Source organism: Kineococcus sp. GCM10028916 (assembly GCF_042674865.1).
Lineage (GTDB): Bacteria > Actinomycetota > Actinomycetes > Actinomycetales > Kineococcaceae > Kineococcus.
In genome coordinates this window covers 205,583-230,281 of sequence record NZ_JBHTFM010000016.1, presented here as the reverse complement: position 1 = coordinate 230,281, position 24,699 = coordinate 205,583, and the positions used below count along the sequence as shown (strand labels likewise).

Annotated in this window: 22 protein-coding genes, 1 tRNA gene and 1 other RNA gene; 9 read left to right on the top strand and 15 right to left on the bottom strand. The window is 72.2% G+C overall.

From position 1 onward, the window contains the following. Window positions 1–10: 10 nt before the first annotated feature. A complete protein-coding gene (aceE, locus tag ACFQ46_RS14910) occupies window positions 11–2,707 on the bottom strand; it encodes a pyruvate dehydrogenase (acetyl-transferring), homodimeric type (RefSeq protein WP_380260442.1) in 2,697 nt (898 codons plus the stop codon). Window positions 2,708–2,842: 135 nt separating this feature from the next. Continuing rightward, the gene (gene fdhD, locus ACFQ46_RS14905) at window positions 2,843–3,727 is read right to left on the bottom strand and encodes a formate dehydrogenase accessory sulfurtransferase FdhD (protein WP_380260175.1); all 885 of its coding nucleotides are present in this window, start codon (window positions 3,725–3,727) and stop codon (window positions 2,843–2,845) included. 201 nt (window positions 3,728–3,928) lie between these two features. Here fdhD and ACFQ46_RS14900 point away from each other — a divergent pair, with 201 nt between their 5' ends. Together ACFQ46_RS14900 and ACFQ46_RS14895 are read left to right on the top strand one after the other, a co-directional pair. Further along, the gene (locus ACFQ46_RS14900; RefSeq protein ID WP_380157175.1) at window positions 3,929–4,357 is read left to right on the top strand and encodes a DUF3052 domain-containing protein; all 429 of its coding nucleotides are present in this window, start codon (window positions 3,929–3,931) and stop codon (window positions 4,355–4,357) included. Further along, window positions 4,312–4,830, top strand: a complete 519-nt coding sequence (locus ACFQ46_RS14895; protein WP_380260441.1) for a redoxin domain-containing protein — start codon at window positions 4,312–4,314, stop codon at window positions 4,828–4,830. The genes ACFQ46_RS14900 and ACFQ46_RS14895 overlap by 46 nt, the downstream gene beginning before the upstream one ends. A 2-nt stretch (window positions 4,831–4,832) precedes the next feature. On the opposite strand, the gene ACFQ46_RS14890 is transcribed toward ACFQ46_RS14895, so the two are convergent. Continuing rightward, window positions 4,833–4,905, bottom strand: a tRNA-Val gene (locus tag ACFQ46_RS14890). A gap of 49 nt (window positions 4,906–4,954) precedes the next feature. On the opposite strand from ACFQ46_RS14890, the gene ACFQ46_RS14885 reads away from it, so the two are divergent. The 3 genes from ACFQ46_RS14885 to ACFQ46_RS14875 are packed head-to-tail and all read left to right on the top strand — an operon-like array spanning window position 4,955 to window position 7,661. After that, window positions 4,955–5,815 carry a Nif3-like dinuclear metal center hexameric protein gene (locus ACFQ46_RS14885; protein WP_380260440.1) on the top strand — a complete coding sequence of 287 codons (861 nt, stop codon included), beginning with the start codon at window positions 4,955–4,957 and terminating at the stop codon, window positions 5,813–5,815. An 8-nt stretch (window positions 5,816–5,823) separates the two neighbouring features. Beyond that, window positions 5,824–6,567 carry a zinc ribbon domain-containing protein gene (locus ACFQ46_RS14880; protein ID WP_380260174.1) on the top strand — a complete coding sequence of 248 codons (744 nt, stop codon included), beginning with the start codon at window positions 5,824–5,826 and terminating at the stop codon, window positions 6,565–6,567. A 2-nt stretch (window positions 6,568–6,569) separates the two neighbouring features. Next, complete coding sequence (locus ACFQ46_RS14875) at window positions 6,570–7,661, top strand: bifunctional RNase H/acid phosphatase (RefSeq protein ID WP_380260173.1); 1,092 nt, start codon at window positions 6,570–6,572, stop codon at window positions 7,659–7,661. On the opposite strand, the gene ACFQ46_RS14870 is transcribed toward ACFQ46_RS14875, so the two are convergent. Then, window positions 7,613–9,658, bottom strand: coding sequence for an MMPL family transporter (locus ACFQ46_RS14870; RefSeq protein ID WP_380260172.1), 2,046 nt, complete (start codon window positions 9,656–9,658; stop codon window positions 7,613–7,615). The genes ACFQ46_RS14875 and ACFQ46_RS14870 overlap by 49 nt on opposite strands. A 75-nt stretch (window positions 9,659–9,733) precedes the next feature. Here ACFQ46_RS14870 and ACFQ46_RS14865 point away from each other — a divergent pair, with 75 nt between their 5' ends. Then, window positions 9,734–10,210: a MarR family winged helix-turn-helix transcriptional regulator gene (locus tag ACFQ46_RS14865; RefSeq protein ID WP_380260439.1), complete on the top strand. Its 477-nt coding sequence runs from the start codon at window positions 9,734–9,736 to the stop codon at window positions 10,208–10,210. Here the strand turns inward: ACFQ46_RS14865 and ACFQ46_RS14860 are convergent, their stop codons facing one another. From ACFQ46_RS14860 to ACFQ46_RS14830, 7 genes are all read right to left on the bottom strand, one after another. Further along, on the bottom strand, window positions 10,211–13,606 hold the full coding sequence (locus ACFQ46_RS14860; protein ID WP_380260171.1) for an ATP-binding protein: 3,396 nt from the start codon (window positions 13,604–13,606) through the stop codon (window positions 10,211–10,213). Further along, window positions 13,603–14,310 carry a DUF4194 domain-containing protein gene (locus ACFQ46_RS14855; protein WP_380260170.1) on the bottom strand — a complete coding sequence of 236 codons (708 nt, stop codon included), beginning with the start codon at window positions 14,308–14,310 and terminating at the stop codon, window positions 13,603–13,605. The genes ACFQ46_RS14860 and ACFQ46_RS14855 overlap by 4 nt, the downstream gene beginning before the upstream one ends. Beyond that, window positions 14,307–15,800 (bottom strand): DUF3375 domain-containing protein, encoded by a 1,494-nt coding sequence (locus ACFQ46_RS14850; RefSeq protein WP_380260169.1) that lies wholly within the window; start codon window positions 15,798–15,800, stop codon window positions 14,307–14,309. Before ACFQ46_RS14850 ends, ACFQ46_RS14855 begins: the two co-directional genes overlap by 4 nt. A 217-nt stretch (window positions 15,801–16,017) precedes the next feature. Further along, window positions 16,018–16,263 carry a hypothetical protein gene (locus tag ACFQ46_RS14845; RefSeq protein ID WP_380260168.1) on the bottom strand — a complete coding sequence of 82 codons (246 nt, stop codon included), beginning with the start codon at window positions 16,261–16,263 and terminating at the stop codon, window positions 16,018–16,020. 27 nt (window positions 16,264–16,290) lie between these two features. Next, entirely contained in the window at window positions 16,291–17,199 is a 909-nt protein-coding gene (locus ACFQ46_RS14840) for a carbohydrate ABC transporter permease (RefSeq protein ID WP_380260167.1), read from the bottom strand. Between the two features lies 1 nt (window position 17,200). After that, the gene (locus ACFQ46_RS14835; protein ID WP_380260166.1) at window positions 17,201–18,217 is read right to left on the bottom strand and encodes a carbohydrate ABC transporter permease; all 1,017 of its coding nucleotides are present in this window, start codon (window positions 18,215–18,217) and stop codon (window positions 17,201–17,203) included. A gap of 69 nt (window positions 18,218–18,286) precedes the next feature. Then, window positions 18,287–19,591, bottom strand: a complete 1,305-nt coding sequence (locus ACFQ46_RS14830) for an ABC transporter substrate-binding protein (protein WP_380260165.1) — start codon at window positions 19,589–19,591, stop codon at window positions 18,287–18,289. A gap of 361 nt (window positions 19,592–19,952) precedes the next feature. Here ACFQ46_RS14830 and ACFQ46_RS14825 point away from each other — a divergent pair, with 361 nt between their 5' ends. Further along, window positions 19,953–20,963, top strand: a complete 1,011-nt coding sequence (locus ACFQ46_RS14825; RefSeq protein WP_380260164.1) for a LacI family DNA-binding transcriptional regulator — start codon at window positions 19,953–19,955, stop codon at window positions 20,961–20,963. Here the strand turns inward: ACFQ46_RS14825 and ACFQ46_RS14820 are convergent. Both ACFQ46_RS14820 and ACFQ46_RS14815 read right to left on the bottom strand, forming a co-directional pair. Continuing rightward, window positions 20,953–22,101 carry an SLC13 family permease gene (locus ACFQ46_RS14820; protein WP_380260163.1) on the bottom strand — a complete coding sequence of 383 codons (1,149 nt, stop codon included), beginning with the start codon at window positions 22,099–22,101 and terminating at the stop codon, window positions 20,953–20,955. The two genes, ACFQ46_RS14825 and ACFQ46_RS14820, sit on opposite strands and share 11 nt — an antisense overlap. Before the next feature lies 1 nt (window position 22,102). Beyond that, a complete protein-coding gene (locus tag ACFQ46_RS14815) occupies window positions 22,103–22,846 on the bottom strand; it encodes a YaaA family protein (protein WP_380260162.1) in 744 nt (247 codons plus the stop codon). Between the two features lie 43 nt (window positions 22,847–22,889). Between ACFQ46_RS14815 and rnpB the strand changes: the two genes are divergently transcribed. After that, window positions 22,890–23,264: RNase P RNA component class A (rnpB, locus tag ACFQ46_RS14810), an RNA gene on the top strand. A 1-nt stretch (window position 23,265) separates the two neighbouring features. On the opposite strand, the gene ACFQ46_RS14805 is transcribed toward rnpB, so the two are convergent. After that, complete coding sequence (locus ACFQ46_RS14805; protein WP_380260161.1) at window positions 23,266–23,529, bottom strand: hypothetical protein; 264 nt, start codon at window positions 23,527–23,529, stop codon at window positions 23,266–23,268. A gap of 83 nt (window positions 23,530–23,612) precedes the next feature. After that, a complete protein-coding gene (locus ACFQ46_RS14800; RefSeq protein WP_380260160.1) occupies window positions 23,613–24,215 on the bottom strand; it encodes a TetR/AcrR family transcriptional regulator in 603 nt (200 codons plus the stop codon). A gap of 54 nt (window positions 24,216–24,269) precedes the next feature. Here ACFQ46_RS14800 and ACFQ46_RS14795 point away from each other — a divergent pair, with 54 nt between their 5' ends. Continuing rightward, window positions 24,270–24,698: an organic hydroperoxide resistance protein gene (locus ACFQ46_RS14795; RefSeq protein ID WP_328295553.1), complete on the top strand. Its 429-nt coding sequence runs from the start codon at window positions 24,270–24,272 to the stop codon at window positions 24,696–24,698. Window position 24,699: the final 1 nt, after the last annotated feature.

The window sequence follows — 24,699 nt, the reverse complement described above, 5'->3', positions numbered from 1 at the left end:
CACCGCCGGGTCAGCTCTCGCCGCCCGCGTTGCCGCTGCGCCCGGCACGGACGTCGTGCAGCCGGTACTTCTCGATGGCCTGACCCGGTGCGCGCCAGTCGACCTCGCCGCGCTTGGCGAGCATCTCCAGGGCCCGGACCGTGACGGAGGGCCCGTCGATGTGGAAGTGGCGACGGGCCGCGGCGCGGGTGTCGGACAGGCCGAACCCGTCGGCGCCCAGGGAGGCGAAGTCGCCCGGGACCCACTGCGCGATCTGGTCGGGCACCTGACGCATCCAGTCGCTGACCGCCACGACGGGGCCGGTGGTCTCCCCGAGCTTCTGCTCCACGAAGGGCACCCGACGGTCCTCACCGGGGTTGAGGAACGCGTGCTCGTCGCTCTCCAGGCCGTCGCGGCGCAGCTCGTTCCAGCTCGTCACCGACCACACGTCGGCGACGACGCCGAAGTCGTCCTTCAGCAGCTGCTGGGCCTCCAGCGCCCACGGCACGCCGACCCCGGAGGCGAGCAGCTGGGTCCGGGGACCGTCGCCCTCGCCCACGGAGATGCGGTGCATGCCGCGCAGGATGCCCTCGACGTCCACGCCCGCCGGTTCGGCCGGGTGGATCATCGGCTCGTTGTAGACCGTCAGGTAGTAGATGACGTTCTCGGGGTCCTCGCCGTACATCCGGCGCAGACCGTCCTTGACGATGTGGCCGATCTCGTAGGCGTAGGCGGGGTCGTAGGACACGACCGCCGGGTTCGTCGCCGCGAGCAGCAGCGAGTGGCCGTCGGCGTGCTGCAGGCCCTCACCCGTCAGCGTCGTGCGCCCCGCCGTCGCGCCGATCATGAACCCGCGGGCCATGGTGTCGGCCGCGGCCCAGATGTTGTCGCCCGTGCGCTGGAACCCGAACATCGAGTAGAAGACGTAGATCGGGACCATCGGCTGCCCGTGTGTGGCGTAGGACGACCCGGCCGCGGTGAAGGCGGCCATCGAACCGCCCTCGTTGATGCCCACGTGCAGGATCTGCCCGTCGGTGGCCTCCTTGTAGGCGAGCATCAGCTCGCGGTCCACGGAGGTGTACTGCTGCCCGTGCGGGTTGTAGATCTTGATCGTCGGGAACAGCGAGTCCATCCCGAAGGTGCGGGCCTCGTCGGGGATGACGGGCACGACGCGCTTGCCGAACTCCTTGTCCCGCATGAGGTCCTTGAGCAGGCGGACGAAGGCCATGGTGGTGGCGATCTCCTGCTTGCCGGACCCCTTGGCGGCGATCTTGTAGGAGTCCTCGCCCGGCAGGTGCAGCGGTGCGTGCTGGACGCGTCGCTGCGGGACGGGCCCGCCGAGGTCGGCGCGGCGCTTGCGCAGGTACTGGATCGACTCGTCGCCCTCACCCGGGTGGTAGTACGGCGGGCGGTAGGGGTCCTTCTCGAGCTGCTCGTCGCTGATCGGGATGCGCAGCGAGTCGCGCAGGAGCTTGAGGTCCTCCAGCGTCAGCTTCTTCATCTGGTGGGTCGCGTTGCGGCCCGCGAAGTGCGGCCCGAGGCCGTACCCCTTGATGGTCTTGGCCAGGATGACCGTCGGCTGACCGGTGTGGTTCACCGCCGCCTGGTAGGCCGCGTAGACCTTGCGGTAGTCGTGGCCGCCGCGCTTGAGGTTCCAGACCTCGTCGTCGGACATGCCCTCGACGAGCTTCGCCGTGCGCGGGTCGCGCCCGAAGAAGTTCTCCTTGACGAAGGCGCCGTTCTCGGCCTTGAACGTCTGGTAGTCCCCGTCGGGGGTGGCGTTCATGAGGTTCACCAGGGCGCCCTGGTTGTCCTGGGCCAGCAGGGTGTCCCACTCGCGACCCCAGAGGACCTTGATGACGTTCCAGCCGGCCCCGCGGAAGAACGCCTCGAGTTCCTGGACGATCTTCCCGTTGCCGCGCACCGGGCCGTCGAGGCGCTGCAGGTTGCAGTTCACGACGAACGTGAGGTTGTCGAGTTCCTCGTAGGCCGCGAGCTGGGCGAAACCGCGCGATTCCGGTTCGTCCATCTCGCCGTCGCCGAGGTAGGCCCAGACGTGCTGCTGCGAGGTGTCCTTGAAGCCGCGGTTGTGCAGGTACTTGTTGAACTGCGCCTGGTAGATCGCGTTCGCCGGGCCGAGGCCCATCGAGACCGTCGGGAACTCCCAGAAGTCCGGCATGAGCCGGGGGTGGGGGTAGGACGACAGTCCGTTCGGGGCCTTGGAGACCTCCTGGCGGAACCCGTCGAGCTGTTCGGCGGAGAGCCGGCCCTCGAGGAAGGCGCGGGCGTAGACGCCGGGGGAGGCGTGGCCCTGGATGAAGACCTGGTCGCCGCCGCCCGCGTGGTCCTTGCCGCGGAAGAAGTGGTTGAACCCCACCTCGTAGAGCGTCGCGGAGGAGGCGTAGGTGGAGATGTGGCCGCCGACGCCGATGCCCGGCTGCTGCGCGCGGTGCACCATGACCGCCGCGTTCCAGCGGATCCAGGCGCGGTAGCGGCGCTCGACCTCCTCGTCCCCGGGGAACCAGGGCTCGCTCTCGGGGCCGATGGTGTTGATGTAGTCCGTCGCCGTGAGGCTCGGGACCCCGACCTGGCGCTCGCGCGCGCGCTCCAGCAGCTTCAGCATCAGGTAGCGCGCCCGGGTGCTGCCGCGCTCCTCCACGAGCCCGTCGAGGGAGGCCAGCCACTCGGCCGTCTCCTCGGGGTCGATGTCCGGCAACTGCGAGGGCATCCCGTTGAGGATGGGTCCCTTGCCGGCGGGGCCGTTGCCCGCCTCATCGCGTCTGGCCACGGTGGTGGTCCTCCCGCTGTCGTCGAGGGTCCCGCGGTCCGGTTGGAAGCCGCGGGGGCCCAGCTCTTCCTGGACTCAGGTTAGGACCGACGTCGGACACCGACCCACCCCGGTCCGCTCCGGCGGCCCGGGAGGGACCAGCCGGTCCTCCCGGGAGTAGGCGTTGGCGCGCGGGGGACGGACGAAACCCAGGAGCGTCATCCCCACCTCCCGGGCCAGCGAGACGGCGAGGGAGGAGGGGGCGGACACCGCCGCCAGGACGGGCACCCCGGCCATCGCGGCCTTCTGGACGAGTTCGAAGGACGCGCGTCCGGAGACGACCAACACGGTGCCGCGCAACGGGAGGCGCCCCTCGCGCAGGCCCCAGCCGACGACCTTGTCGACGGCGTTGTGCCGGCCGACGTCCTCACGCAGGCAGAGCAGGGTGCCGTCGGCGTCGAACAGTCCCGCCGCGTGCAGCCCGCCGGTGCGCTCGAACGCCGCCTGCGCCGCGCGCAACGTGTCGGGCATCACGGCGAGGACGTCGGTGCGCAGCGTGAGCGGGTCGTCGTGCAGCGGGGCGGGGACGCGGGCGAGGACGTCGTCGACGCTGGCCGAGCCGCAGACCCCGCAGGCCGACGTCGTCGTGAAGGGCCGGGCCACCCGGGGACCGGCGAGCCGGCTGCCGGGGCGGGCGGTGATCCGGAGCAGGTTGTACGTCGGTTCGCCGTCGGGGCCCACGTCGGTGCAGTGGATCGCCTGGACCACGTCGTCGGCGCCGGTCAGCAGTCCCTCGGCGTGCAGGAAGCCCAGGGCGAGGTCGACGTCGTCGCCGGGGGTGCGCATCGTGACCGTCAGCTGCTCGCCGTCGACCTCGAGCTGCAGCGGTTCCTCGACGGCGAGGGTGTCCGGTCGGGCGTCGGCGGATCCCTCGGCGAGGTCGAGACGGATGGTGCGCGTACGGACGGTGACCCTTCCCACGTGCTCAGAGTGCCACCCCCCGGGGCCTCCTGGCAGCCCCCGCCGCGACGTCGGTGGACGAGTCGTGATGGGCTCGTGATCCCACCGTGCGGGCGGTTCGCCTTGCGCTGGGGGTGCACTGTCCGGTGCACTAGGAGGTCACGAGCACGTTCAGCGTCCCCACCGACCGGGAGTGGGGCCTTGAGAGAGGCAGGAACACGAGTGGGTGCGACCGCGGACCCTGCGGCCGATGAGGCTGCAGTGGCCAAGCTGGGCTTCAAGTCCGGGCAACTGGTCCAGGAGTTCGGCTGGGACGAGCAGGTCGACGAGGACTTCCGGCAGGCCGTCGAGGACCTGGTCGGCAGCGAGCTGCTCGACGAGGACGCCGACGACGTCGCGGACGTCGTGATCTGCTGGTACCGCGAGGGTGACGGTGATCTGGTGGACGCACTCGTCGACGCCATCACCAACCTCGCCGACGGCGGCATCGTCTGGCTCCTGACGCCGAAGAAGAACCGCGCGGGCCACGTCCCCGCGGCCGAGATCGACGAAGCGGCCCCCACGGCGGGTCTGCACGCGACGACGAGCGTGAGCGCCTCCGCCAACTGGGCGGGGACGCGCATGACGACGCCGAAGAACGGCCGTCGCTGAACGAGCTGCGCACCACGCCGGGACGGGGAGACCTCTTCCCCGTCCCGGACGCGGTGGTGCCCGACCAGCACGGCGAGCGGCTGGCCCTGCGTGAGCTGTGGGCCCAGGGGCCCGCGCTGCTGGTCCTCGTGCCGGCGGCGTTCTCGACGCACTGCACGGCCGAGCTCGGCTCCCTCGCCTTCGAGATCGAGCGCTTCGACGACGCGGGCGTGCAGGTCGCGGCGTTGTCCTGCGATCCCGTCACGTCGCTGAAGTCCTGGGCCGAGGACCGGTTCTACCCCTTCCCCCTGCTCAGCGACTTCTGGCCGCACGGGGCGGTGTCCCGTGACCTGGGCGCCTTCGACGAGGACCTCGGCGTGTCGCAGCGCGTGTCGCTGCTGGTCGTCGACGGCACCGTGCGCTGGAGCCTGCGCGGGGAACTCGGTGCGCCCCGGTCCCTCGCGACGCACCTGAGCGCGCTCGACCAGCTCTGAGGTGGGCCCGGCCGGGCTCGAACCGACGACAGCCGCGGTGTAAACGCGGTGCTCTACCAACTGAGCTACAGGCCCCAACCGGACCACCGTAGCGCCCGCCCGACCGCTAGGGTCAGGGCCCGTGATCTCCCCGGCCGGCGAGCCCCCCACCCTGCGCCAGGTGACCGACGCCCTCGAGGCCATGCACCCGCTGGAGTGGGCGCAGTCCTGGGACGCCGTCGGTCTCGTCTGCGGTGACCCGAGCGCGCCGGTGCGCCGGGTCCACTTCGCGGTCGACCCCGTCGAGGCCGTCGTGGAGGAGGCCATCGCCGCCGGGGCGGACCTGCTCGTCACCCACCACCCGCTGCTGCTGCGGCCGGTGAACTCCGTCGCGGCCACGACGTTCAAGGGCGGTGTCCTGCACCGCGCGATCCGGTCCGGGCTGGCGATCTACGTCGCCCACACCAACGCCGACGCCGGCGCCCCCGGCGTCTCCGACGCCCTCGCGCGCGTCCTCGACCTCGACGACCTCGTCCCGCTGGACCCGCTGCCGGGACACCCGGAGCTCGGGATCGGTCGCGTCGGCAACCTCGCCGTCCCCGAGCGCCTCGGGGACTTCGCCGACCGCGTGGCCCAGGCGCTGCTCGAGACCGAGCAGGGCGTCCGCGTCGCGGGGGACGCCGACGCGGTGGTCCAGCGGGTCGCCGTCTGCGGCGGATCGGGCGACAGCCTCTTCGACCAGGTCCGGGCCAGCGGCGCCGACGTCTACGTCACGGCCGACCTGCGCCACCACCCCGCCTCCGAGGCCCGCGAGCGGGCGGGCTTCGAGGACGGGCGCCCGTACCTCGTCGACGTCGCCCACTGGGCCAGCGAGTGGCCGTGGCTGGCGGGGTGCGCGGACCGCCTGGTGGTGGCGTTGGCCGCTCTCGGCCGTACGGTGGTCGCCCACGTGTCCACCACGCGCACCGACCCCTGGACGTTGCGCGTCCCCAGCCGAGGAGAGTGAGCCGGCGCATGCCGAAGGCTCCGGCGATCGACCAGCAGCGACTGCTGGACCTGCAAGCCATCGACACCCGTCTCGCGCAGCTCGCGCACCGTCGCAGGACGCTGCCCGAGCAGGTCGAGCTGGACGGCCTCGAGAAGGAACGCCGTCGTTCGGCGGACATGCTCATCGCCGCCCGCACCCTCGTCAGCGACGTCGAACGACTGGTCGCGAAGGCCGAGGGTGACGTCGCGCAGGTCCGCGACCGCGCCGACCGCAACACCAAGCGGCTGCAGTCCGGCGGGGTCTCGGCCAAGGACGCCGCCGCCCTGGAGCACGAGCTCGAGTCCCTCGGACGCCGGCAGGGGGTGCTCGAGGACGAGGAGCTCGTGGTCATGGAGCGCCTCGAGCAGGTCCAGTTCGCCGCGGCCGAGCTCACCACCACCGACAGCGAGCTCGCCGAGCAGATCGCCGACGTCACCGGACGTCGCGACGCGGCGCTCGCGGCCATCGCCGGTGAGGAGACCGCCACCCTGGCGCGTCGCCAGGCCATCGTCATGGGGATCGACGACGCCCTCGTGGCCCTCTACGAGAAGGTCCGCGCGCCCCGCAGCGGGGTCGGCGCGGCGATGCTGCGGGCCCGTCGGTGCGAGGGGTGCCACCTCGACCTCAACGCCTCCGACATCTCCACGATCCGCTCGGCGCCCTCCGACGAGATCGTGTTCTGCGAGGAGTGCGGGCGGATCCTCGTGCGCACGGACCAGTCGGGTCTCTGAGGATGTCCCGCGTGCTGCGGATCGAGGCCGACGGCGGGTCCCGGGGCAACCCGGGCCCGGCCGGCTTCGGCGCCGTGGTCAAGGACGCGACGAGCGGTGAGGTCCTCGCCGAGGTCGCCGAGTCGATCGGACGGGCCACCAACAACGTCGCCGAGTACCGCGGACTGGTCGCGGGGTTGCGGGCGGCGCACGCCATCGACCCGGACGCGCGGATCGAGGTCCGGATGGACTCCAAGCTCGTCGTGGAGCAGATGTCGGGACGCTGGCAGGTCAAGCACGCCGACATGCGCACCCTGGCCCAGGAGGCCCGCGCGCTGGTCCGGCCGGGTCTGGTGGACTTCGGCTGGATCCCGCGGGCGCAGAACTCCCACGCCGACCGCCTCGCCAACGAGGCCATGGACGCGGCCGCGGCGGGTCGGCAGTGGCAGCGCGCGACCGTCGCCCCGGCGGCCGCCTCCGGCGGTCCCGCGGCTCCGGTGGACCCCGACGCACCGCCGACCGTCCTGGTCCTCGTGCGCCACGGTTCGACCCTGCTGACCGAGCAGCGCCGGGTCTCCGGCCGCTACGGCGAGGACCCGGAACTCTCCGAGAGCGGCCTCGCCGAAGTGCGGTCCGCCGCGGCCTGCAGGGACGTCGCGGGCGCCGACGTCGTCGTCTCCTCGACGATGCGCCGTTCCCAGCAGACCGCGCGGGCCATCGCCGACGCCCTCGGTGTGGACGTCGTGACCGACCCGCAGTGGGACGAGACCGACTTCGGCGAGTGGGACGGCCTGACGGCCGGTGAGGTCGTCAAGCGCTGGCCCCGGGAGTTCGCCGCCTGGAACGACTCCCCGGACGCGGCCCCACCCGGCGGGGAGTCCCTGCTGACCGTGGAACGACGGGTCCTCGCCGCTCGCGACGCGCTCCTGCGGCGCTGGGCCGGGAAGCGGGTCGTCCTGGTCAGCCACGGCGACCCGCTGCGGGTGCTGCTCCGCTCCGTCCTCGGGGTGGACGGACGGATGCAGCGCCGGATCCACGTGGACCCGGGTTCGCGCACCCTGCTGCGCTACCGCGCCGACGGCACGTCCGAGGTGCTGGCCGTCAACCGCGTCTGACGCCCGTCCGGGGAGTCGAGCGCGCTGGGCCACCACACCCGGTGGCCCAGCAGCGCGAACAAGGCCGGCACGAGGACCGTCCGCACCAGCAGCGTGTCGAGCAGGACCCCGATGCCGACGACGACCCCGATCTGGGTCAGGACGATGAGCGGCAGGACGCCGAGGACGGCGAACACCGCCGCCAGCAGGATCCCGGCGCTCGTGATCACCCCGCCGGTGACCGCGACGCCGACCCGGACCGCCTCCCGCGTCCCCAGCTCCGGGGTCTCCTCCCGGATCCGCGTGACGAGGAAGATGTTGTAGTCCACCCCGAGCGCGACGAGGAACAGCAGAGAGAGCAGCGGGACCTGGTTGTCCAGGCCCGGCATCCCGGCGACGTGGGTGAAGAGCAGGTTGGCGGCCCCCAGCGCGGCGGCGTAGGTCGCGAGCACCGTCGCCACGAGCAGCAGCGGGGCCACGAGGGAGCGCAGCAGCGCGATCAGGACGAGGAGCACCACGAGGACCACCAGCGGCGTCACGACCAGCAGGTCGCGGACCGTCGCGGTCCGGGTGTCGAGGGCCTCGGCCTCCGTCCCGCCGACGAGGGTGCCCGGGGCCACGGCCTGCACGGCGGTCCGCAGCCGCTCCACGGTCTCCCGGCTCTGCGCCGAGCCCGGCTCGGCGTCGAGGGTGGCGAGCAGTTCGCTCACCCCGTCCGCGGTGCGTCCCGGCCTGACCCCGTCGACGCCGGTCACACCCTCGGCAGTGGCGAGCACCGCGCCCAGCTCGCCCGCGTCCCCGGGGACGAGGACCTGCGCGGGTTCGGCCGCGGCGCCCGGGAAGTGCTCCGACAGCGTGCGCGAGCCGTCCACGGACTCCGCGGAGACCCGGAACTGGTCGGTCTGCTGCAACCCCAGCGACGCGCCGCTCAGCCCCGTGGCCAGTGCCCCGAGCAGCACCAGGGAACCGACGACGATGCGGGTGGGGCGGGCCAGCACGGCCCCGGCGATCCGTGCCCAGACCCCGGTGCGGGTCGTCTCGACCGAGCCCACCGTCGGGACGAACGGCCAGAACAACCGCCGCCCGCAGACCACGAGGGCGCTCGGCAGCACCAGCAGCCCGAACACGAGGGCGACGACGATCCCGATCGCGGCATCGCGGCCGATGGTCCTGTCCGCCGGCAGGACGGCCGCCTGCAGGGTCAGCAGCGCGAGCACGACGGTGGTCGCGCTCGCGGCGATCGCCGGTCCGGCCCCCCGCAGGGCGTTGCGCATCGCCGCCCGCCGGTCGGGTTCGCGACGCAGCTCCTCGCGGTAGCGGGCGATGAGCAGCAGGGCGTAGTCCGTCCCGGCGCCGAAGACGAGGACGCTCGTGATGCCGGTCGCGGAGGGGTCGACCGGGGAGTCCGTGAGGCGCCCGACGATCTCCAGCAACCGGGTGGTGACCTGGTCCGCGATCCCGACGACGACCAGCGGGATCAGCCACAGCACGGGGGAGCGGTAGGTGATGAGCAGCAGCAGCGCCACCACCGCGGCCGTGACCAGCAGCAGCCGCGTGTTCGCGCCGCTGAAGGAGTCGGCGATGTCGACGCTGAACGCCGGCCCGCCCGTCACCTCGACCGTGAGCCCGGCCGGCAGGTCGCGCGCGACCCGGGTGCGCAGGTCCGTCACGGTGGCGGCCAGCTCCTCCCGGGGGACGTCGACCTGGACGGGCACGGTCACGAGCGCCGCCTGCCCGTCCTCGCTGGGGATCGGGGTCCCCAGCGCGCTGGCGGTGGCGAGGTCGGCGGGGGTGAGGGTGGAGTCGCGGGAGTAGACGACGAGCAGGCTCCCGGCCCCGTCGTCGGGGAGGGTGGCGGCGAGCTCCGCCGCGCGGACGGACTCCGCCGAGGCGGGGGGCCCGCTGGTCGCGGAGGTGCCCGCGGGGGCCTCGCCACCGAAGGCGTTCACCCCGCCGGCGAGGAGGACCGCGGCGAGCAGCACGAGCCACGCCGTCAGACGGCCGGTCAGGAAACGCATGGTCACCTCGTTCAGTGAATCTCTCAGTGACTGAGATGTCTACCGGTCGAGGAGTAGGATGGCAAACCGATGAGCATGTACCGGCCCCGAGACACTCCCCGCGCCCGCCGCGAGCAGGAGGTCGTCGACGACCTCCGCGACCTGGTGGGCGTCTCCGAACGCATCGCGCACGCCTTCGCCGCCCGGCACGGCCTGCACCCCACCGACCTGCAGGCCCTCATCCACGTGATGCGGCGCGAAGGCGCGGGGGACCCGTTGACCGCGGGCGAGCTCGCCGGTCTGCTGAACGTCACGACCGGGGCCGCGACCGGCGTGGTGGACCGCCTCGAACGGCACGGCCACCTGCGCCGAGATCGCGGCGACACCGACCGCCGCAAGGTGTTCCTGCGCTACGGCGAACCCGGCCAGGAACTGGCCCAGGAGTTCTTCGGGCCCCTCGGCCGGCGCTCCGGTGCGGTGATGGACCAGTTCGACGACGCCGAGCTCGACGTGGTGCACCGCTTCCTGACCGGCATGGGTCGGGCGTTCACGGAGCACCACGACGAGCTCTGATCAGCTCACCCCTGCGGCATCGGCGTCGGCGTCGACCAGGGTGATCGCCTTCGCGTAGCCGCCGGGGGTCTTGGTCACCTCGATGACCCGCTGCATGAGCGGTTCGATGGCGGGCACCTTGTCCAGCGGTGCCGCGATGACGAGCTGGAACCCCAGCCCGCGCCAGGCGTTCACCCCGCGGGCGGTGAACTCGCCGTCGGACTTCACGAAACCCTCGTCGAGGAAGACGGGCGCGAAGACGGGCAGGGCGTTGCGGCTCGTCCCGAGCTGGTAGCGCAACGCGGCACCGACGATGAACGCGATGAGTTCCTGGACCTCGCCGCCGGACTTGCCGCCGAGGTGGTCGTAGATGCTCAGCGTCGCCCCGGTCCCGGCGTCGACCCGCAGCGCCCGGACCGAGGTGTGCTTGCGGACGTCGAGCAGCAGTTCACGTTCCGAGGCCGCCCCGGCGCCGCTGCGGATGCGGTCGATGAACCCGCGCAGGGCGAGGAAGCGGGCCTCGACGGCCACGGGGTCGTCGATCCGCGTCGTCCCCGACGCCAGCTCGCGCAGTTCCCGCTGGAACACCACGACCTCGGGGATCACCTGCGGCTGGACCTCGATGTGCAGGCGGTCCTGGTGCGGCCCGAACGGGAGGCCGGCGAGGATCTCGTTCACCGGGGCCAACCGGTTCACGATCTCGGCCCCGGCCTGGCGCAACCTCGTCTGCAGGGTGAGCAGGTCGTCGCTGGACCAGCTGAGCACCTGGGACCGGAACTCCTCGGCCCGCGCCGCGAGTCCCTGCTTCGTCAGCTCGTCCAGGATCTCGCGGTAGCCCTCGTAGGAGCCGACGCCCTGGCCCAGGTTCGGCTGCGGCCAGCGGCTCTGGAACGCCCGGAAGGCGCGCTCCAACCGGGCCGCGGCGTCCGCCTCGCGCCCGACGGCGGCGACCCGTCCCTCGGACGTGGCCTGCTGGATCTTGGGTTGCACCCGGCGGAAGTTCTCCAGGGTGTTCTCGGTCCGGTACCGCTGGTGCAGGGCGTCCAGGTGCGCCACCTGCTCCTCGGTCACGCCGACGCCGCGTTCCTCGAGCTCGAGGAGCAGGTCGTTCACCTCGTCCTGCACGGCGACGAGGTCGCCCCAGACCTTCTCGCCGGACCTGCGCGCGACCTTCGCCGAGGCCTCGACCTGCCGGGCGAGGTCGGCCTCGGCCTCCAACCGGTCCCGTTCGGCGCTCAGCACCCCGATCTGGTCGTTCGTGGCGAGCAGGGCGTCGATCTCGGTCTGGCGTCGCGCGATGGCACCCGCGGTCGCGGTCGTGTCGATCTCGGCCCAGCGGACCTCCCCGCGCCGCTGGTGGGCCTTCTCCTGGCGCAGCAGGGACTCCCGCTGCCCGGCGAGGTCCCGCTGGCGCTGCAGGTGTCCCGCGAGGCGGGCGTCGACGTCCGCGAGCTCGTCCCCGATGCGCTGCAGGAGGGCCTGGGGCGAGAACCCCAGGATCGCCCGCAGGCCGTCCTGCCCGCCGTGCGCGCCCCGGTCGCCGTTCTGCACCTGACCGGCGCGGGTGATGCGCCGCACGCGGTCGTCGCGGAAGGCGTCCGGCCCCTCGACCGCGAGGTGCGGGAAGTCCTGGGCCAGCAGCGCGGTGAGCCACCCCCGGTAGGGGGAGTCCTCCGCGACCCGCAGCCTGGCGACGAGGGTCGCCGGATCGAGGTCCGGCACCGGGCGGTCGGCCTCGGCGAAGCGGAACTGCACCCGCTTGCGCAGCCGGAGCTGGTCGACGCGCTCGCGGAAGGTGGAACGCAACGAGGTCTCGACGACGAGGGTCCGGGCGAAACCCCCGAGCAGGAGTTCCGCGGCGCTGCGCCACTGCTCGTGCTCGGGGGAGACGTCGAGGAGTTCGGCGGCGAACGGGAGGTCCTGCGGGGCGATCCCGAGCTGGTCGGCGATGGCGTTGCGGGTCGCGTCCAGGTCGTGGGGGACGAGGTCGGACCGCTGGGAGAACCAGCGCTGCTCGGCGAAGAGCCGCTGCCGGTCGGCGAGGTCCGGCGCGGCGGACTCGTCGAGGGCCCGGCTCTGCTCGTCGAGGCGCTGCAGGGTCGCGGGCAGTTCGCGCAGGAAGTCGGCGGAGGCGCGCTGCTGCGCGGTGAACCCGGCCTGGTCCCGGGGGAGCTCACCGAGGACGCGGGTGTGCTCGGCGAACCGCCTCCAGGCGGCCTCGGTGTCGGCGTGCTCCTGCTCGGCCGCCTTCACCTGCAGCCCGAGGGTCTCCAGCGCGCCACCGCCCTGGGCCTCGAGCAGTCGCTTCGTGTCGTCGAGCTGCAGGTCCACCGCGAGACGCGCCGCGCGGGCCGCGCGCAGCGACTCGGTGGCCTCGTCGGCCACGGCCTTGGCCTGGCGCACCTCGACGTCCAGCAGGTCGCGCTCGGTGCGGGCGACCCACGCTCCGAACACGCTGTGTCGCGACGACCCGACCGCGTCGAGCGCGTCGACGAGCGCGATGGACTCGCGGGCGCCCTGGAGTTCGGCGTGCAGCCGGGGGACCTCGCCGAGGATGGTGATCTGCTCCTCGGCGGTCTTCATCGTCTCGTACGTCGCCTCGAGGTCGGCGAAGTGGGTGATCGCGGCGTCGGCGGCCTCGAACGTGCGGGGGCGTTCCAGGACCATCGTCCGGTACAGCTGGTCGACGGAGACGACCTCGCGGCCGGCCTGGATGCGGCCCAGGAGCTTCATCGCGGCGGTGCCGTCGCCGTCGGCGCCGATGCCCAGCAGGGGGTGCAGGAAGGCCGCGAACTTCGAGTAGGAGTCGTAGAACTCCAGGCCGGTGAACTGGCGGCGCAGGAGCTTGTGGTCGAAGCGGCGCTCCGCGAAGGGTTCGACGAGGCGCAGGTCGAAGTCACCGCGGAACACCGCGAGGTGGTCCTTGACGTCGCGCGGGTCCTTCGCCGACGCGGGCGCGAAGTACAGCCGCATCGTCGTGACGCTCTGACCTCCGGTGTGCCGGAACGTGAAGGCGAGGCCGGACCAGGCGTTGGTCGCGTTCCCCCCGGCGTCGCGACCGCGCAACGTCTCGTCGCGGTTCCTGCCCGTGTCCTCGTCGAGGACCTCGTCCAGCTTCCCGCGCACGTAGGACAGCGGGTTGCGCTGGGTCGAGGAACGGGCGCGGCCGGTGGTGGCGTCGTTGCTGGCGCCGTTGAACGCGGTCGTGGTGTTCATCATGACCGCGATGTAGGCGTCCAGCGTGGTCGACTTCCCCGTGCCGGAGGCGCCGGTGATGAGGTTCGCCCGGGGGTCGAACTCGACCCGGTGGTAGCCGTCGAAACCACCCCAGTTCACCAGTTGGACGTGGGCGACGTGCCACTGCTGGTGACCGGCACCGGCCAGGGCCAGCCCCGGGATCATCGGTCCGTCGTTCACAGCGTCTCCTGCAGGGCCTCGGGCGAAGCGTGGGTGGGGGTCTCGGGGCCCGTGAGCCGGGCGACGATGCGCTGGACGACGTCCACGGGCAGCAGGAGTTCCAGGATCGGGGACACCCGGTAGCGGTTCTCCGTGCCGGTGCGCAGCAGGACCTCCTGGCGCAGCAGGCTGTCGACGGCCGTCGCGGCCTGCTGCTCGTCACGGGCCTGGTTGGTGCTGCTCAACGGCCGGAAGTGGCCGACCTCGTCGACGAGTTCGGCGCGCTCGACGAACACCTGGGCCTCCCCGGAGGCCGCGCGGGAACGGGCGAGGCGACGCAGGCAGATCAGCAGGATCGTCTCCTCCCTCGACCACGGCTGGTCGAAGAGCAGGGTCGGGAACCGCTGGCCGTCACGGGCGGGCGCCTGCTGCTTGTAGGCGACCTGGTGGTCGGTGTCGATCACGAGGTCGAGGAACAGGTCGTTCAGCCGGGCCCGGACCGCCCGCTGGTGCTCCAGCAGGATCCGCCAGGGTCGGGGGTGCGCCTCGGCGGAGAGGTAGCGGCGTTTCAGCAGCTGCACCAGGACCGCCCGCACCGCCTGCGGCAGGGCGCCGGTGTCGCCCGGGAAGAGACCGTCCTCGTCGAGGGTGGTCTCGGAGCCCTCGTCGACCGCTTCGAGGGCCTCCGGTTCGGCGTCGGTCCACTCGTCCTCGTGCGTGCTCATGCGGGGGTCTCGATCTCCTGCTCAGGGGTGGCGAACGTCAGGTCGGGGCCGCGGAAGCGGTGCACGACGCCGTCGGGGCGGGTCGTGGTGTAGACCGTGGCGCCGGGGGAGGTGTCCGGGTCGCCGCCGGCGGTGGAGACGGCCAGGTGCAGCAAGCCCATCAGGTCGGCGGGACGGCGCAGGTCGCCCGGGAGCTCGTCGAACAGCTCACCGGTGCCGGTCACCCCGTCCTCGCGCGCTCCGGTCAGGGCGGCGCGCAACCGCTCGAAGTCCGGTCCGCCCCAGCGCTTCAGCTGTTCCAGCGAGGACGACGTGACGGGGGTGTCCGCGTGCTCGCGCAACGGCGGGGGGCTGGCGTCGTCGGCGGGGTCGTGCAGGCGGGTCCGCAGGGTGGTGATCGCGATCCGGGCCGCCGGCACCGGCAGGTCGAGGTCGAGGGTGGCCCGGGGTCCGGCGGTGGCGACCCACCCCGTCAGGGCCTCCGCCGCCGCGCGCAGCGCGTCGTCGAGCTCCCGGTCGCGCAGCGGGTCGTGGCGCAGGATGTGCGAACGCAACGAGGCGGACAACCGCCGACGCTGCTCCAGCACGAGTTCGATGCCCTCCGCGATGGTCTCCAGCGTCGTCCGCAACGCCGAGCGCTGCTCGGAGCTCAGGTCCGCGGCGAAGTCGTGGTCGAGGATCGAGGTGAGGTCGGAGCCCAGCGCGCGGGCCGTCGCCTCGTCCCGGACGAGTTCGACGGCACCGGCGAACGCCCGCCCGGACATCGACTCCGTCAGCATCTCCTCGGCCCGGCGCAGGTAGTCGTCGAGGACGTCACCCGAGGGGCGCGTCTCCGCGCGGAAGTCGCCCACGATCTCGCGGTGGATGCGGCGGACCTCCTCGGAGACCCGCAGGAAGTCGCCGGGCAGGGCCGAGAGCAGGTCCTCGAGGTTGAGGTACTCCCCGAGCATCTGCTCCCGGGACGCGTGCTCCACCTCGCCACCCGCCAGCAGCCGGTCCCGTTCCAGGGTGAGGTGGCGGATCTGCTCGTCGAGGCGCTGCACGCGGACGTCGCGGTCCTGGGTGGCCTCCAGGGCGCACCGGCGGGCCACCTCGAGGATGGTCCGGATGCGCGACTCGCCCAGCAGGACGCGCTGCCCGGACAGGCGGGAGACCTGCTCTATCGCGTCCTGGGTGTGCGAGGTCAGCGCGTACTCCTCCTCGCCGTCCTCGCCCGTGGGGGCCAGGGAGAGCCACTGCTCGCGGACCCAGGCCCGGACCAGCTCGCGCGAGGGGGTGTCGGGGATCTCGTGGCCGTGCAGCGCCACCTCCTCCAGCAGCCCCTGGACCTGGGCGTGGAAGCGGTCGGCGGGGATGCGGGTGCGCTGACCACCGAAGGCGCACGTCAGGACGGCGACGACCAGCGGACCGCTGGGGCGGCGCAAGAGGTTGAGCGTCGGCCGCGCGAACGCCTGGGTGGCGCGCGCCAGGTCGTCGCGGATGTTGCTCATCGGTCCCCGATCCATGTCCTGCGGTCTGCGGTGGTGCTCGGAGAACCGTAGGGGAGAGCTCGGACGGGACGTGCCCCGCGGGGCGAGGACAGGAGGGGACCGGAGGGGACGGTGGGCCGAACGGGTGACCGCGGCGGTTCGCCGCAGGTGGCGCAGAGGGCCGCGCAGGAGCGGGCGTCGACCTGGTGGACGACGGCCCACCGTCACCGGGTGGCGTTCACCGCTCGGCGCGTCCTCGCTGCGAGCGGGCGGCGCGGACGACCACGACGTCGGCCAGGAGCAGCAGGACGAGGATCCCGACGAGCTTGAGCGCCGGGGCCCCGGTGACCTCGGCGTGGATCGTCACGCCGAGGACGAGGACCGTCATCGCGACGAGGAGACCGCCGAACATCTCCAGGTGCTGCGCGTTCCGGCGTGCACGGACGACGTCGGTCGTGGCGCCGGGGCGGGGGGAGGGGGGCACGGCGGTCTCCTGTCCGAGAGGGGTGCGTCAGCTCTTGACGCCGCCGGCGGTCAGGCCGGAGACGATGCGGCGCTGGAACACCAGCACCATGATGATCAGCGGGACGGTGACGATCGTCCCGGCCGCCATGACCGCGGTGTACGGCTCCTGGTGGGGCTGGGCCCCGGCGAAGCTGGCGATCGCGACGGTGACCGGTTGCACCTTGTCCCCACCCAGCTGACTGGCGAGCAGGAACTCGTTCCAGGCCGCGGTGAAGGCCAGGATCGCCGTGGTGAAGATCCCGGGGGCGGCCAGCGGCAGGATGACCTTGCGGAAGGCCTGGCCGGGGGTGCACCCGTCCATGCGCGCGGACTCCTCCAGCTCCCAGGGCATCTCGGTGAAGAACGCCGTCAGCGTGTAGACCGTCAGCGGCAGGATGAACGAGATGTCCGGGATGATGAGGGCCTGGTAGGTGTTGATCCAGCCGATGTTGGTGAACAGCTGGAACAGCGGGGTGACGAGGGCGACGCCGGGGAACATCGAGGCCCCCAGGATCAGGCCCAGGACGTAGAACTTCCCGCGGAACTCCAGCCGCGCCAGGGCGTAGGCGGTGAACACGCCGACGATCAGACCCACCACGGTCGTGATGACCCCGATGACCACGCTGTTCAGCAGGGCCCGGCCGAAGTGGTTGCCGCGGGCGGTGGAGAAGGCCGTGCTGTAGTTCTCCCAGGTGACGTGCGTCGGCCACGGGGTGGTGTCGAAGGTGAAGCCGACGTCGCGGAAGCTCGTGACGATCATCCAGTAGAAGGGCAGCAGGCCCCACAGGCAGATGAGCACCACCCCGGCGTAGGTGAGGACGGCGCCCGGGACGTTGCGGCGCTGGACGACCTCCACGCCGGACGCGGTGACCTTGCCACTGCGCCCGGTCGCGGTGCTGTGGGACGTGATCGCCATCTCAGACCGCCTTCTTCGTCTTCGGTGCCCGCTGCTCGGTGACGTTCGCGCCCAGGAACTTGATGAAGACGAACGCCACCGCGAACACGATGAGGAACGTCAGCGTCGACAACGCCGAGGCGGCGTTGAAACCCGTCCGGACCTGGTCGACGACGAGCATCGACAACGTCGAGGTGTCTCCGGCCCCGCCGGTGAGGATCTTCGGGAGGTCGTACATGCGCAGGGTGTCCAGGGTGCGGAAGAGCACCGCGACGATGAGGGCCGGACGGACCAGTGGCAGGGTGATGTAGCGGAACCGCTGCCACGCGCCCGCGCCGTCCATCTTGGAGGCCTCGTAGACGCTGCCGTCGATGACCTGCAGACCGGCGAGGATCAGCAGGGCCATGAACGGGGCCGTCTTCCAGGTGTCGGCGATGATGATCGCCGCCTTGGGCGGCCACCCCTCCCCGGTCCACAGGATGTTCGTCCCGAGGACCTTGTTGGCGATCCCGTCGTAGGCGAAGATGAAGTACCAGAGCTTGGCGGTGACCGCCGTCGGGATCGCCCACGGCACCAGGACGCTGGCGCGCAGGATGGCCCGGCCCTTGAAGTTGCGGTGCATGACGAGGGCGAAGACGAACCCCAGCACCGTCTCCAGCGAGACGGCCACGACGGTGAACAGGAACGTCACACCCGTCGCGGTCCAGAACTGCGACCCGAGGGTTCCGGGCGGGCACGAGAAGGCGCCGCCGCCGCAGTCCTGCAGGAGCCACAGCTTGTAGTTCGAGACGCCGGCGAACCCGCCCTCGACGAACATCCCGGTGTTCGGGTCGAGCCCGGCGTCCTTCGTGAACGACTGGGAGACGGCTGAGACGACCGGGTACAGGATGACGATGGCGAGCAGGATCAGGGTGGGGGCGATGAGGACGGCGGCACGCCGTCCGGAACCGTCGTGCAGGCTGGCGCGTTTCCCCGAGGGGTTCAGCGGGGGTTTGCCCTGCGCGAACTCGCCGGTGGCCACACCGGACGTGGAGCTCATGGGTCCTCCTCAGGACTCGTCACCGGGGGCGGGACGTCGGCGTCCCGCCCCCGGTTCGCGGCTTCCGGGTCACTTGCCGCCGGAGATGGCGTTCTGGAGCGAGGCCTGCATGTCCTTCAGCGCGGCGTCGCTCGACTTGCTGCCGGACAGGGCCGCGAAGGCGTTGTCCTGGATGGCCTTGGTGACGGCCGGGTAGAACGGCGTCACGGGCCGCGGCACGGCGTTCTCGATGGAGGTCTTCAGCTCGGGCAGGTACGGGAACTGCTGGACGAGCGTCGGGTCGTCGTAGAGGGACGCGATGACCGGGGCCGCGGAGCCCTTGGTCAGCCAGTCCTTCTGGATCTCCTCGGACTCCAGGAACTTGACGAACTCGAAGGCTGTCTTCTTGTGGTCGGAGTACACGCTGACGGCCGCGGCGTGACCGCCGAGGCTCGACGCGCCCGGCTTGCCGTCACCGCCGCCGGGGAGCACCGCGACGCCGAAGGTGTCCTTCACCGTCGAGGAGCCGTCGGTCTTGGCCAGGCTGTAGACGTAGGGCCAGTTGCGCAGGAACAGCAGCTTCCCGTCCTCGAAGGACTGCCGGCCCTGCTCCTCCTGGTAGGTGGTGGCCTGCTTGGGGATGTTGCCGTCCTGGAACGCGGTCACCAGGGCGTCCAGGCCCTTCTTGGCCTCGGGGGTGTCGACCGTGGCCTTCTTGCCGTCCTCGGACAGGACCGAACCGCCGAAGGTGTTGATGGCCTCGGCGACGTTCACGGTGAGGCCCTCGTACTGGGAGTACTGCCCGGCGTAGCAGTCGATGCCGTTCTGCTTCGCGATGCTGCACATGGACATCATCTCGTCCCACGACTTCGGCGGGGTGGGCACGAGGTCCTTGCGGTAGTAGAGCAGGCCGCCGTCGGAACTGGTGGGGCCGGCGTAGAGGGTCTTGTTGTAGGTCTCGGCGGTGACGGTCGCCGGCAGCAGCCCCGAGGTGTCCAGGGCGAACTCGCCGGTGAGGGGCTGCAGCCACCCCTTGGCCGCGAACTCCGACGTCCAGATGTTGTCGACGCTGACGACGTCGTAGTCGGCGTTCTTGGCCTGGAAGTTCTGCACGAGGTCGTCGTGCTGCTGGTCGGCCTGGTCGGTCTGCTCCTTGAGCGTGACCTTCTCGTCGGGGTGCGCGGCGTTCCACTTGTCGATCGCCGGCTGGACGATGTTGCTGTTGTCCTTGCCCTGCACGTAGGTGATCGGACCGGTGGAGTTCCCGGCGGCGGCGGCGTCGCCGGACCCGCCGGAGTCGTTGCCGCCACCGCAGGCGGCGAGGACGAGGATGCTGCTCGCCGCGAGGGCGAGGGAGTGGGTGGCCTTGCGCGAAAGGCGGGACGTGCCGAACACAGCGTTCTCCTCTTCGTCGAGAGCAGGCGGGAAATCCCGCCGGGAGTGCAGCAGGGCACTCCGGCGCGTCCGGGTGCCTTCGACCGGGGTTCCACGGCGAACCCGGACCGGCTGGAGCACTACACACCCGACCGTTCCCGAGCGTCAACGCGCAACCCGCCATCACGCAAGCGGTTGCGTGAACGAATCCGCAGGTCAGCTCTCCGCAAGCGCTTGCGTTGCACTTTGGTAACACAGGCGATTGTGGGACCGGGTCCGCGGGGCGGGAACTGGACCGGGGCGGGTTTCCGGGTGTTGCATTCCTGCCATGCCCGCGACGTCGCGTTCTCCGTCCCGACCCGGGAGCCGTTCCCAGCCCCCGGTGTCCGAGGTCCGCATGGCGGACGTCGCCGAGCGCGCGGGGGTCTCGCTGGGCACGGTGTCCCGGGCGCTGCGCGGCCTCGAAGGGGTGAGCGCGGCGACGCGGGAGCGGATCCGGGAGGTGGCGGCGGAACTCGACTACGTCGTGAACCCGGAGGCCGCCGCGCTGGCCGGGCGTTCCACCGGCAGGGTGGCCGTCGTCCTGCACGACCTGACCACCTGGTACGGCAGCTCCGTGGTCCTGGGGCTCGAGCGAAGACTCCGCCCCGCCGGTCTCGACCTCCTCGTGCGCTGCGTCGACGATCCGGACGACCGGGTCGAGTTCTTCGCCCGGATGCCGGTGCGCCGCAAGGTGGACGCGCTCGTCGTCGTCGCGATCGCGCTGACCCCGGGGGAGTTCGCCAAGCTGGACGACGCCGGGGTGGTGGCCGTCGCCGCGGGCAGCCACTCCGAGACCGTGCCGTCCGTCTCCGTCGACGACGTCCTCGCCGCGCAGCAGGCTGTCAACCACCTGCTCCAGCTCGGTCACCGGCGCATCGCGATGCTGAACACCGTCGCCGACTCCGACCGTGCCTGGCAGGCGCAGCAGGACCGCGAGGAGGGGTACCGGACGGCGATGGCGATGGCGGGGATCCCCGTGGACGAGGAACTCGTCGTCTCGTGGTCGGGGGGTTCGCGCGGCGGGGCGCAGGGCATGGACCGGTTGCTGTCCGGTCGCCGGTCCCCGACCGGGGTGTTCGCCTTCTCCGACGAGGTGGCCCTGGGGGCCATCCGCAGCCTGCGGCGCGCCGGTATCGAGGTCGCCCGGCACATGTCGGTGATCGGGATCGACGACCACCCGTTGGCCGAGCTCACGGACCTGACGACGGTGGCCCAGGACCCGGAGGCGCTCGGGTCCGCCGCGGGGCAGAAGGTCCTGGACCTGTTGCAGGGGCGCCCGGTGCGCGACACGGGGTGCTTCCCCACCCGCCTCGTCGTGCGGGGCACGACGGCCCCGCCGTTCAGCGGGTGAGCTGCAGGGCGGCGACGGCGAGCGGGACGCAGACCACGACGCCGACCAGACCCAGCAGGGCGAAGCGCGGCAACGAGATCGTCACCCCGCGCGCCTTGCAGCGGTCCAGCCAGAGCAACGTCGCGAGCGAGGCCCAGGGGGTCACGAGCGGTCCGAGGTTCACCCCGATCAGCACGGCGACCAGCCGGTGCGCGCTGCCCGCGAGGGGTTCCACCGCGAGGTAGGCGGGGAGGTTGTCGGCGACGTTCGCGGTCAGGGCGGCCGTCCCGGCGAGCTGCAGGTGGTCCAAGAACCCCTCACCCGTCCCGGCGAGCGGTCGCAGCAGGTCCTCGAGGCCGTGGACCTGGGCCGTCTCGACGACGAGGAACAACCCGCTCACCAGGACGACCGTCCGCCAGGGGAGCAGGGAGAACCTCAGGGCGTCGCGCTTGCGGACCGCGAACACCACGGCCAGCACGACGGCGGCGACGGCGGCGGGGATCGCCGGGGTGATGCCGCTGACGAAGGCCGGCGCGAGCAGGCAGCAGACGACGGCCGCCGTCCAGAACGTCACCGGATCCCGTTCCGGCGCAGGCGGTGGTGCGCCGTAGGTCCCGCGCAGGGACCGTCGGTGCGCGAGCCCGAGGACGAGCACGGCCCCCACCAGACCGGCCAGGAACGGTGCCCAGGTGAGGGCGGTGAAACCCGCTGTCCCCGAGACCCCGAAACCCTTCATGGTGTCGAGGCCGATGAGGTTCGTGAGGTTGCTGACCGGCAGCAGCAGCGACGTCGTGTTCGCCAGCCACACCGTCGTCACCGCGAACGGCAACGGGTTCAGCTTCAGCTGGGCGGCCAGGGCGAGGACGACCGGGGTGAGCAGGACCGCGGTGGTGTCCAGCGACAGGACGACCGTCGCGAGGGTCCCCAGGACCACGACGAGCAGCCACAGCAGCCAGGTCCGGCCACGGCCCGCGCGGGCCGCGAGCCGGGCGGCCGCGTCGAAGACCCCCGCGGCGTCGGCGAGTTCGGCCACGACCGTGACGGCCAGCAGGAAGGCGAGGACGGGGGCGGCGCGTCCGGCCACCTCGTGGAAGCCGTCACCCCCCAGCAGACCGGTCGCGACGACGGCGACCCCGGCGAGCCCGCAGATCCACCACACGTCAGCGTGCCTCCACCTCGAGGGTCCAGGGACCCCCGCGTCGTACCGGTTCGAGCAGCTTCGCGTCGAAGGCCTCGGACACGGCGTCGTGCAGGGCGCCGGGGTCCTTCGGGGCGCGACCCCCGCGGGTGAGCAGGTGCCGGGCGACCAGGCCGCGGGTGTGCTTGGCGGAGTGCGAGACGACCTTCCCGCCGGCGAGGACGCGGACCCCGACGGTGCGGGCGGCGGTGTCGGGACCGGGGACCCAGGCCGCCGCGTAGGCGGCGGAGCGGCAGTCGACGACGACGCCCTCGGGGGCGAGCACCGCGGTGAGCCGCGGGCGCCAGAACGAGGCCAGCGGACCGACCCCCGGCAGGGTCGTACCCATCGAGAGCCGGTAACCGGGGACCCGGTCGCGGGGTCGCAGGACCCCCCAGAGCGCGGAGAAGACCAGCACCTTCCGGGCCGCGGTCGCGGGCAGGGTCGAGAGGCCGAGGGCGTCGTGGAGGACGCCGGTGTAGACCTGCGACACCTTCGCGGTCGGTCGGGTCCGCAGCGTCGTGTTGGCGGCGACGACGTCGGCGAGGCTCGCCCCGGCGCCCAGGACCTCGGGGGCGTCGGGCCGGGCGGAGACCTCGACGAGCGCGTCGAGCACCTGCTCCCGGGCCGCGGTGAGTTCGGGGGACGACAACGCGTCGAGACGGACGGGCGTGCCGCGTCGCGGGCCCGCCCACTTGGTCTCCGACGGGGGGAGCAGCACGAGCACGAGGCGGGAGCCTACGGGGTGATGCTCTAAGCTTCCTGGAGGACGAGTCGGCCGGGCGACCGCGTCGATCGGGGTGACCCGATCGCCGAGGAAAGTCCGGACTCCACAGGGCAGGGTGGTGGCCAACAGCCACCCGGGGTGACCCGCGGGACAGTGCCACAGAGAGCAGACCGCCTCTCCGCTCCGGCGGAGGGGTAAGGGTGAAACGGTGGTGCAAGAGACCACCAGCGTGCTGGGTGACCAGTGCGGCTAGGTAAACCCCACCCGGAGCAAGACCAGACAGACGGCGTTCGAGGGCTGCCCGCCCGAGTCGTCGGGTAGGTCGCTTGAGGCGTGCGGCAACGCACGTCCTAGAGGGATGGTCGCCGCCCGCTCCCCGGAGCGGGTACAGGATCCGGCTTACAGGCCGGCTCGTCCGCTCACACCCTGGTCCAGATCGCCGCCCAGATGCGGGCCGCGGCCAGGAAGTCCTGGAACGCCCGCGGCTGGGCGTGGACGACGAAGGCCCGGTCGCCGAGGCGCAGCGCGAGGCCCACGTCGGAGACGTCGACACCGAAGGACCGCAGTTCGGCGGCCAGGTCCGCGGGCAGGTGGGCGTGCGGGGACAGGGTCAGCAGATCGCCCTGCACGGCCGGTTCCAACTGTCGCCACCACGACGCGAGCGCGTCACTCTGTTGCTGCACTGCAAGGTTGTCGGCCGATCCGGCGCCGGCTGCAGCGGGCGTCACCCGCCCGGACCTACAGCGTCACCCGGTCAGCCGGACCGTCACGCTCGTCCCGCTGAGTGCCTCCCGCGGGTCACCAGTCCGAGCACGTGCTCGAGGACGTCGCGCTGCGAGCGGTCGTCGACGGCCGCGTCGCCCACGGTCAGGGAGCGCAGCAGCAGCGAGCCCATCAGCAGCTCCGTCGCCTGCGCCGGGGTGGTGGCCTCGACGAGCTCACCGCGGGCCGCGGCGCGGTGGAAGGCGTCCTCGAGGACGGCGGCGCACCGGTCGACGTGGTCGCGGCGGAACCGTTCGGTGATGGCCGGCGACGTCGCCACCTCGTCGACGCAGCGTTGCAGGACCTGACGGCGGCGACCCGAGAGCGCGGCCGCGATGGGGGGCACGAGGAGCTCCAGGTCGCTGCGCAGCGACCCGGTGAGCGGGGGTTCCAGCCGGGCGGTGAGGCTCGCCAGCGCGTCGACGACGAGGTCCTCGGTGCTGGGCCAGCGCGCCCCCACCCCGCGGCGGTCGACCCCGGCCCGGGTCGCGACCCCGCGGGTGCTGAATCCGGCGATGCCCTTCTCGGCGAGCTCCTCGACGGCGGCGGTCAGTACCCGGGCGTCGATCTCCGGGTCGCGGGGGCGGCCTCGCCTTGCGGTCTGCACCGTGCCATCCTATTCACGTACCAGCCTGGTGCATCAAAGCGAAGGAGTTCCGCGATGGCGACCATGTACGAAGCGACCGCAACCGCGTGGGGCGGCCGCGACGGCCGGGTCAGTTCCTCCGACGACCGCCTCGACGTCAGCCTCTCCATCCCCAAGGGCATGGGCGGCGACGACGGTCCCGGCACGAACCCCGAGCAGATGTTCGCCGCCGGGTACGCGGCGTGCTTCCACAGCGCGCTCAAGGGCATCGCCCGCATGCGCAAGGTGGACGTCTCGGAGTCCGCCGTCTCGGTCACCGTCGGGGTGACCGGTGGCATGGCCGAGGGCATCGACCTCGCCGTCAAGATCGAGGCGCAGCTGCCCGGTCTCGAGGAGTCCGTCGCGCGCGACCTGCTCGACGCCGCGCACCAGACCTGCCCCTACAGCCGTGCGACCCGCGGCAACGTCGTGCAGGAACTCGTCCTCGTCACCGACGAGGACTGAC

What these genes read in the sequence shown, in the direction of transcription:
- aceE (WP_380260442.1), bottom strand. Translation starts at nt 2,707, where the DNA reads ATGCCCTCGCAGTTGCCGGACATCGACCCCGAGGAGACGGCCGAGTGG.
- ACFQ46_RS14880 (WP_380260174.1), top strand. Translation starts at nt 5,824, where the DNA reads ATGCCGAAGGCTCCGGCGATCGACCAGCAGCGACTGCTGGACCTGCAA.
- ACFQ46_RS14875 (WP_380260173.1), top strand. Translation starts at nt 6,570, where the DNA reads ATGTCCCGCGTGCTGCGGATCGAGGCCGACGGCGGGTCCCGGGGCAAC.
- ACFQ46_RS14870 (WP_380260172.1), bottom strand. Translation starts at nt 9,658, where the DNA reads ATGCGTTTCCTGACCGGCCGTCTGACGGCGTGGCTCGTGCTGCTCGCC.
- ACFQ46_RS14865 (WP_380260439.1), top strand. Translation starts at nt 9,734, where the DNA reads ATGTACCGGCCCCGAGACACTCCCCGCGCCCGCCGCGAGCAGGAGGTC.
- ACFQ46_RS14855 (WP_380260170.1), bottom strand. Translation starts at nt 14,310, where the DNA reads ATGAGCACGCACGAGGACGAGTGGACCGACGCCGAACCGGAGGCCCTC.
- ACFQ46_RS14850 (WP_380260169.1), bottom strand. Translation starts at nt 15,800, where the DNA reads ATGAGCAACATCCGCGACGACCTGGCGCGCGCCACCCAGGCGTTCGCG.
- ACFQ46_RS14840 (WP_380260167.1), bottom strand. Translation starts at nt 17,199, where the DNA reads ATGGCGATCACGTCCCACAGCACCGCGACCGGGCGCAGTGGCAAGGTC.
- ACFQ46_RS14835 (WP_380260166.1), bottom strand. Translation starts at nt 18,217, where the DNA reads ATGAGCTCCACGTCCGGTGTGGCCACCGGCGAGTTCGCGCAGGGCAAA.
- ACFQ46_RS14795 (WP_328295553.1), top strand. Translation starts at nt 24,270, where the DNA reads ATGGCGACCATGTACGAAGCGACCGCAACCGCGTGGGGCGGCCGCGAC.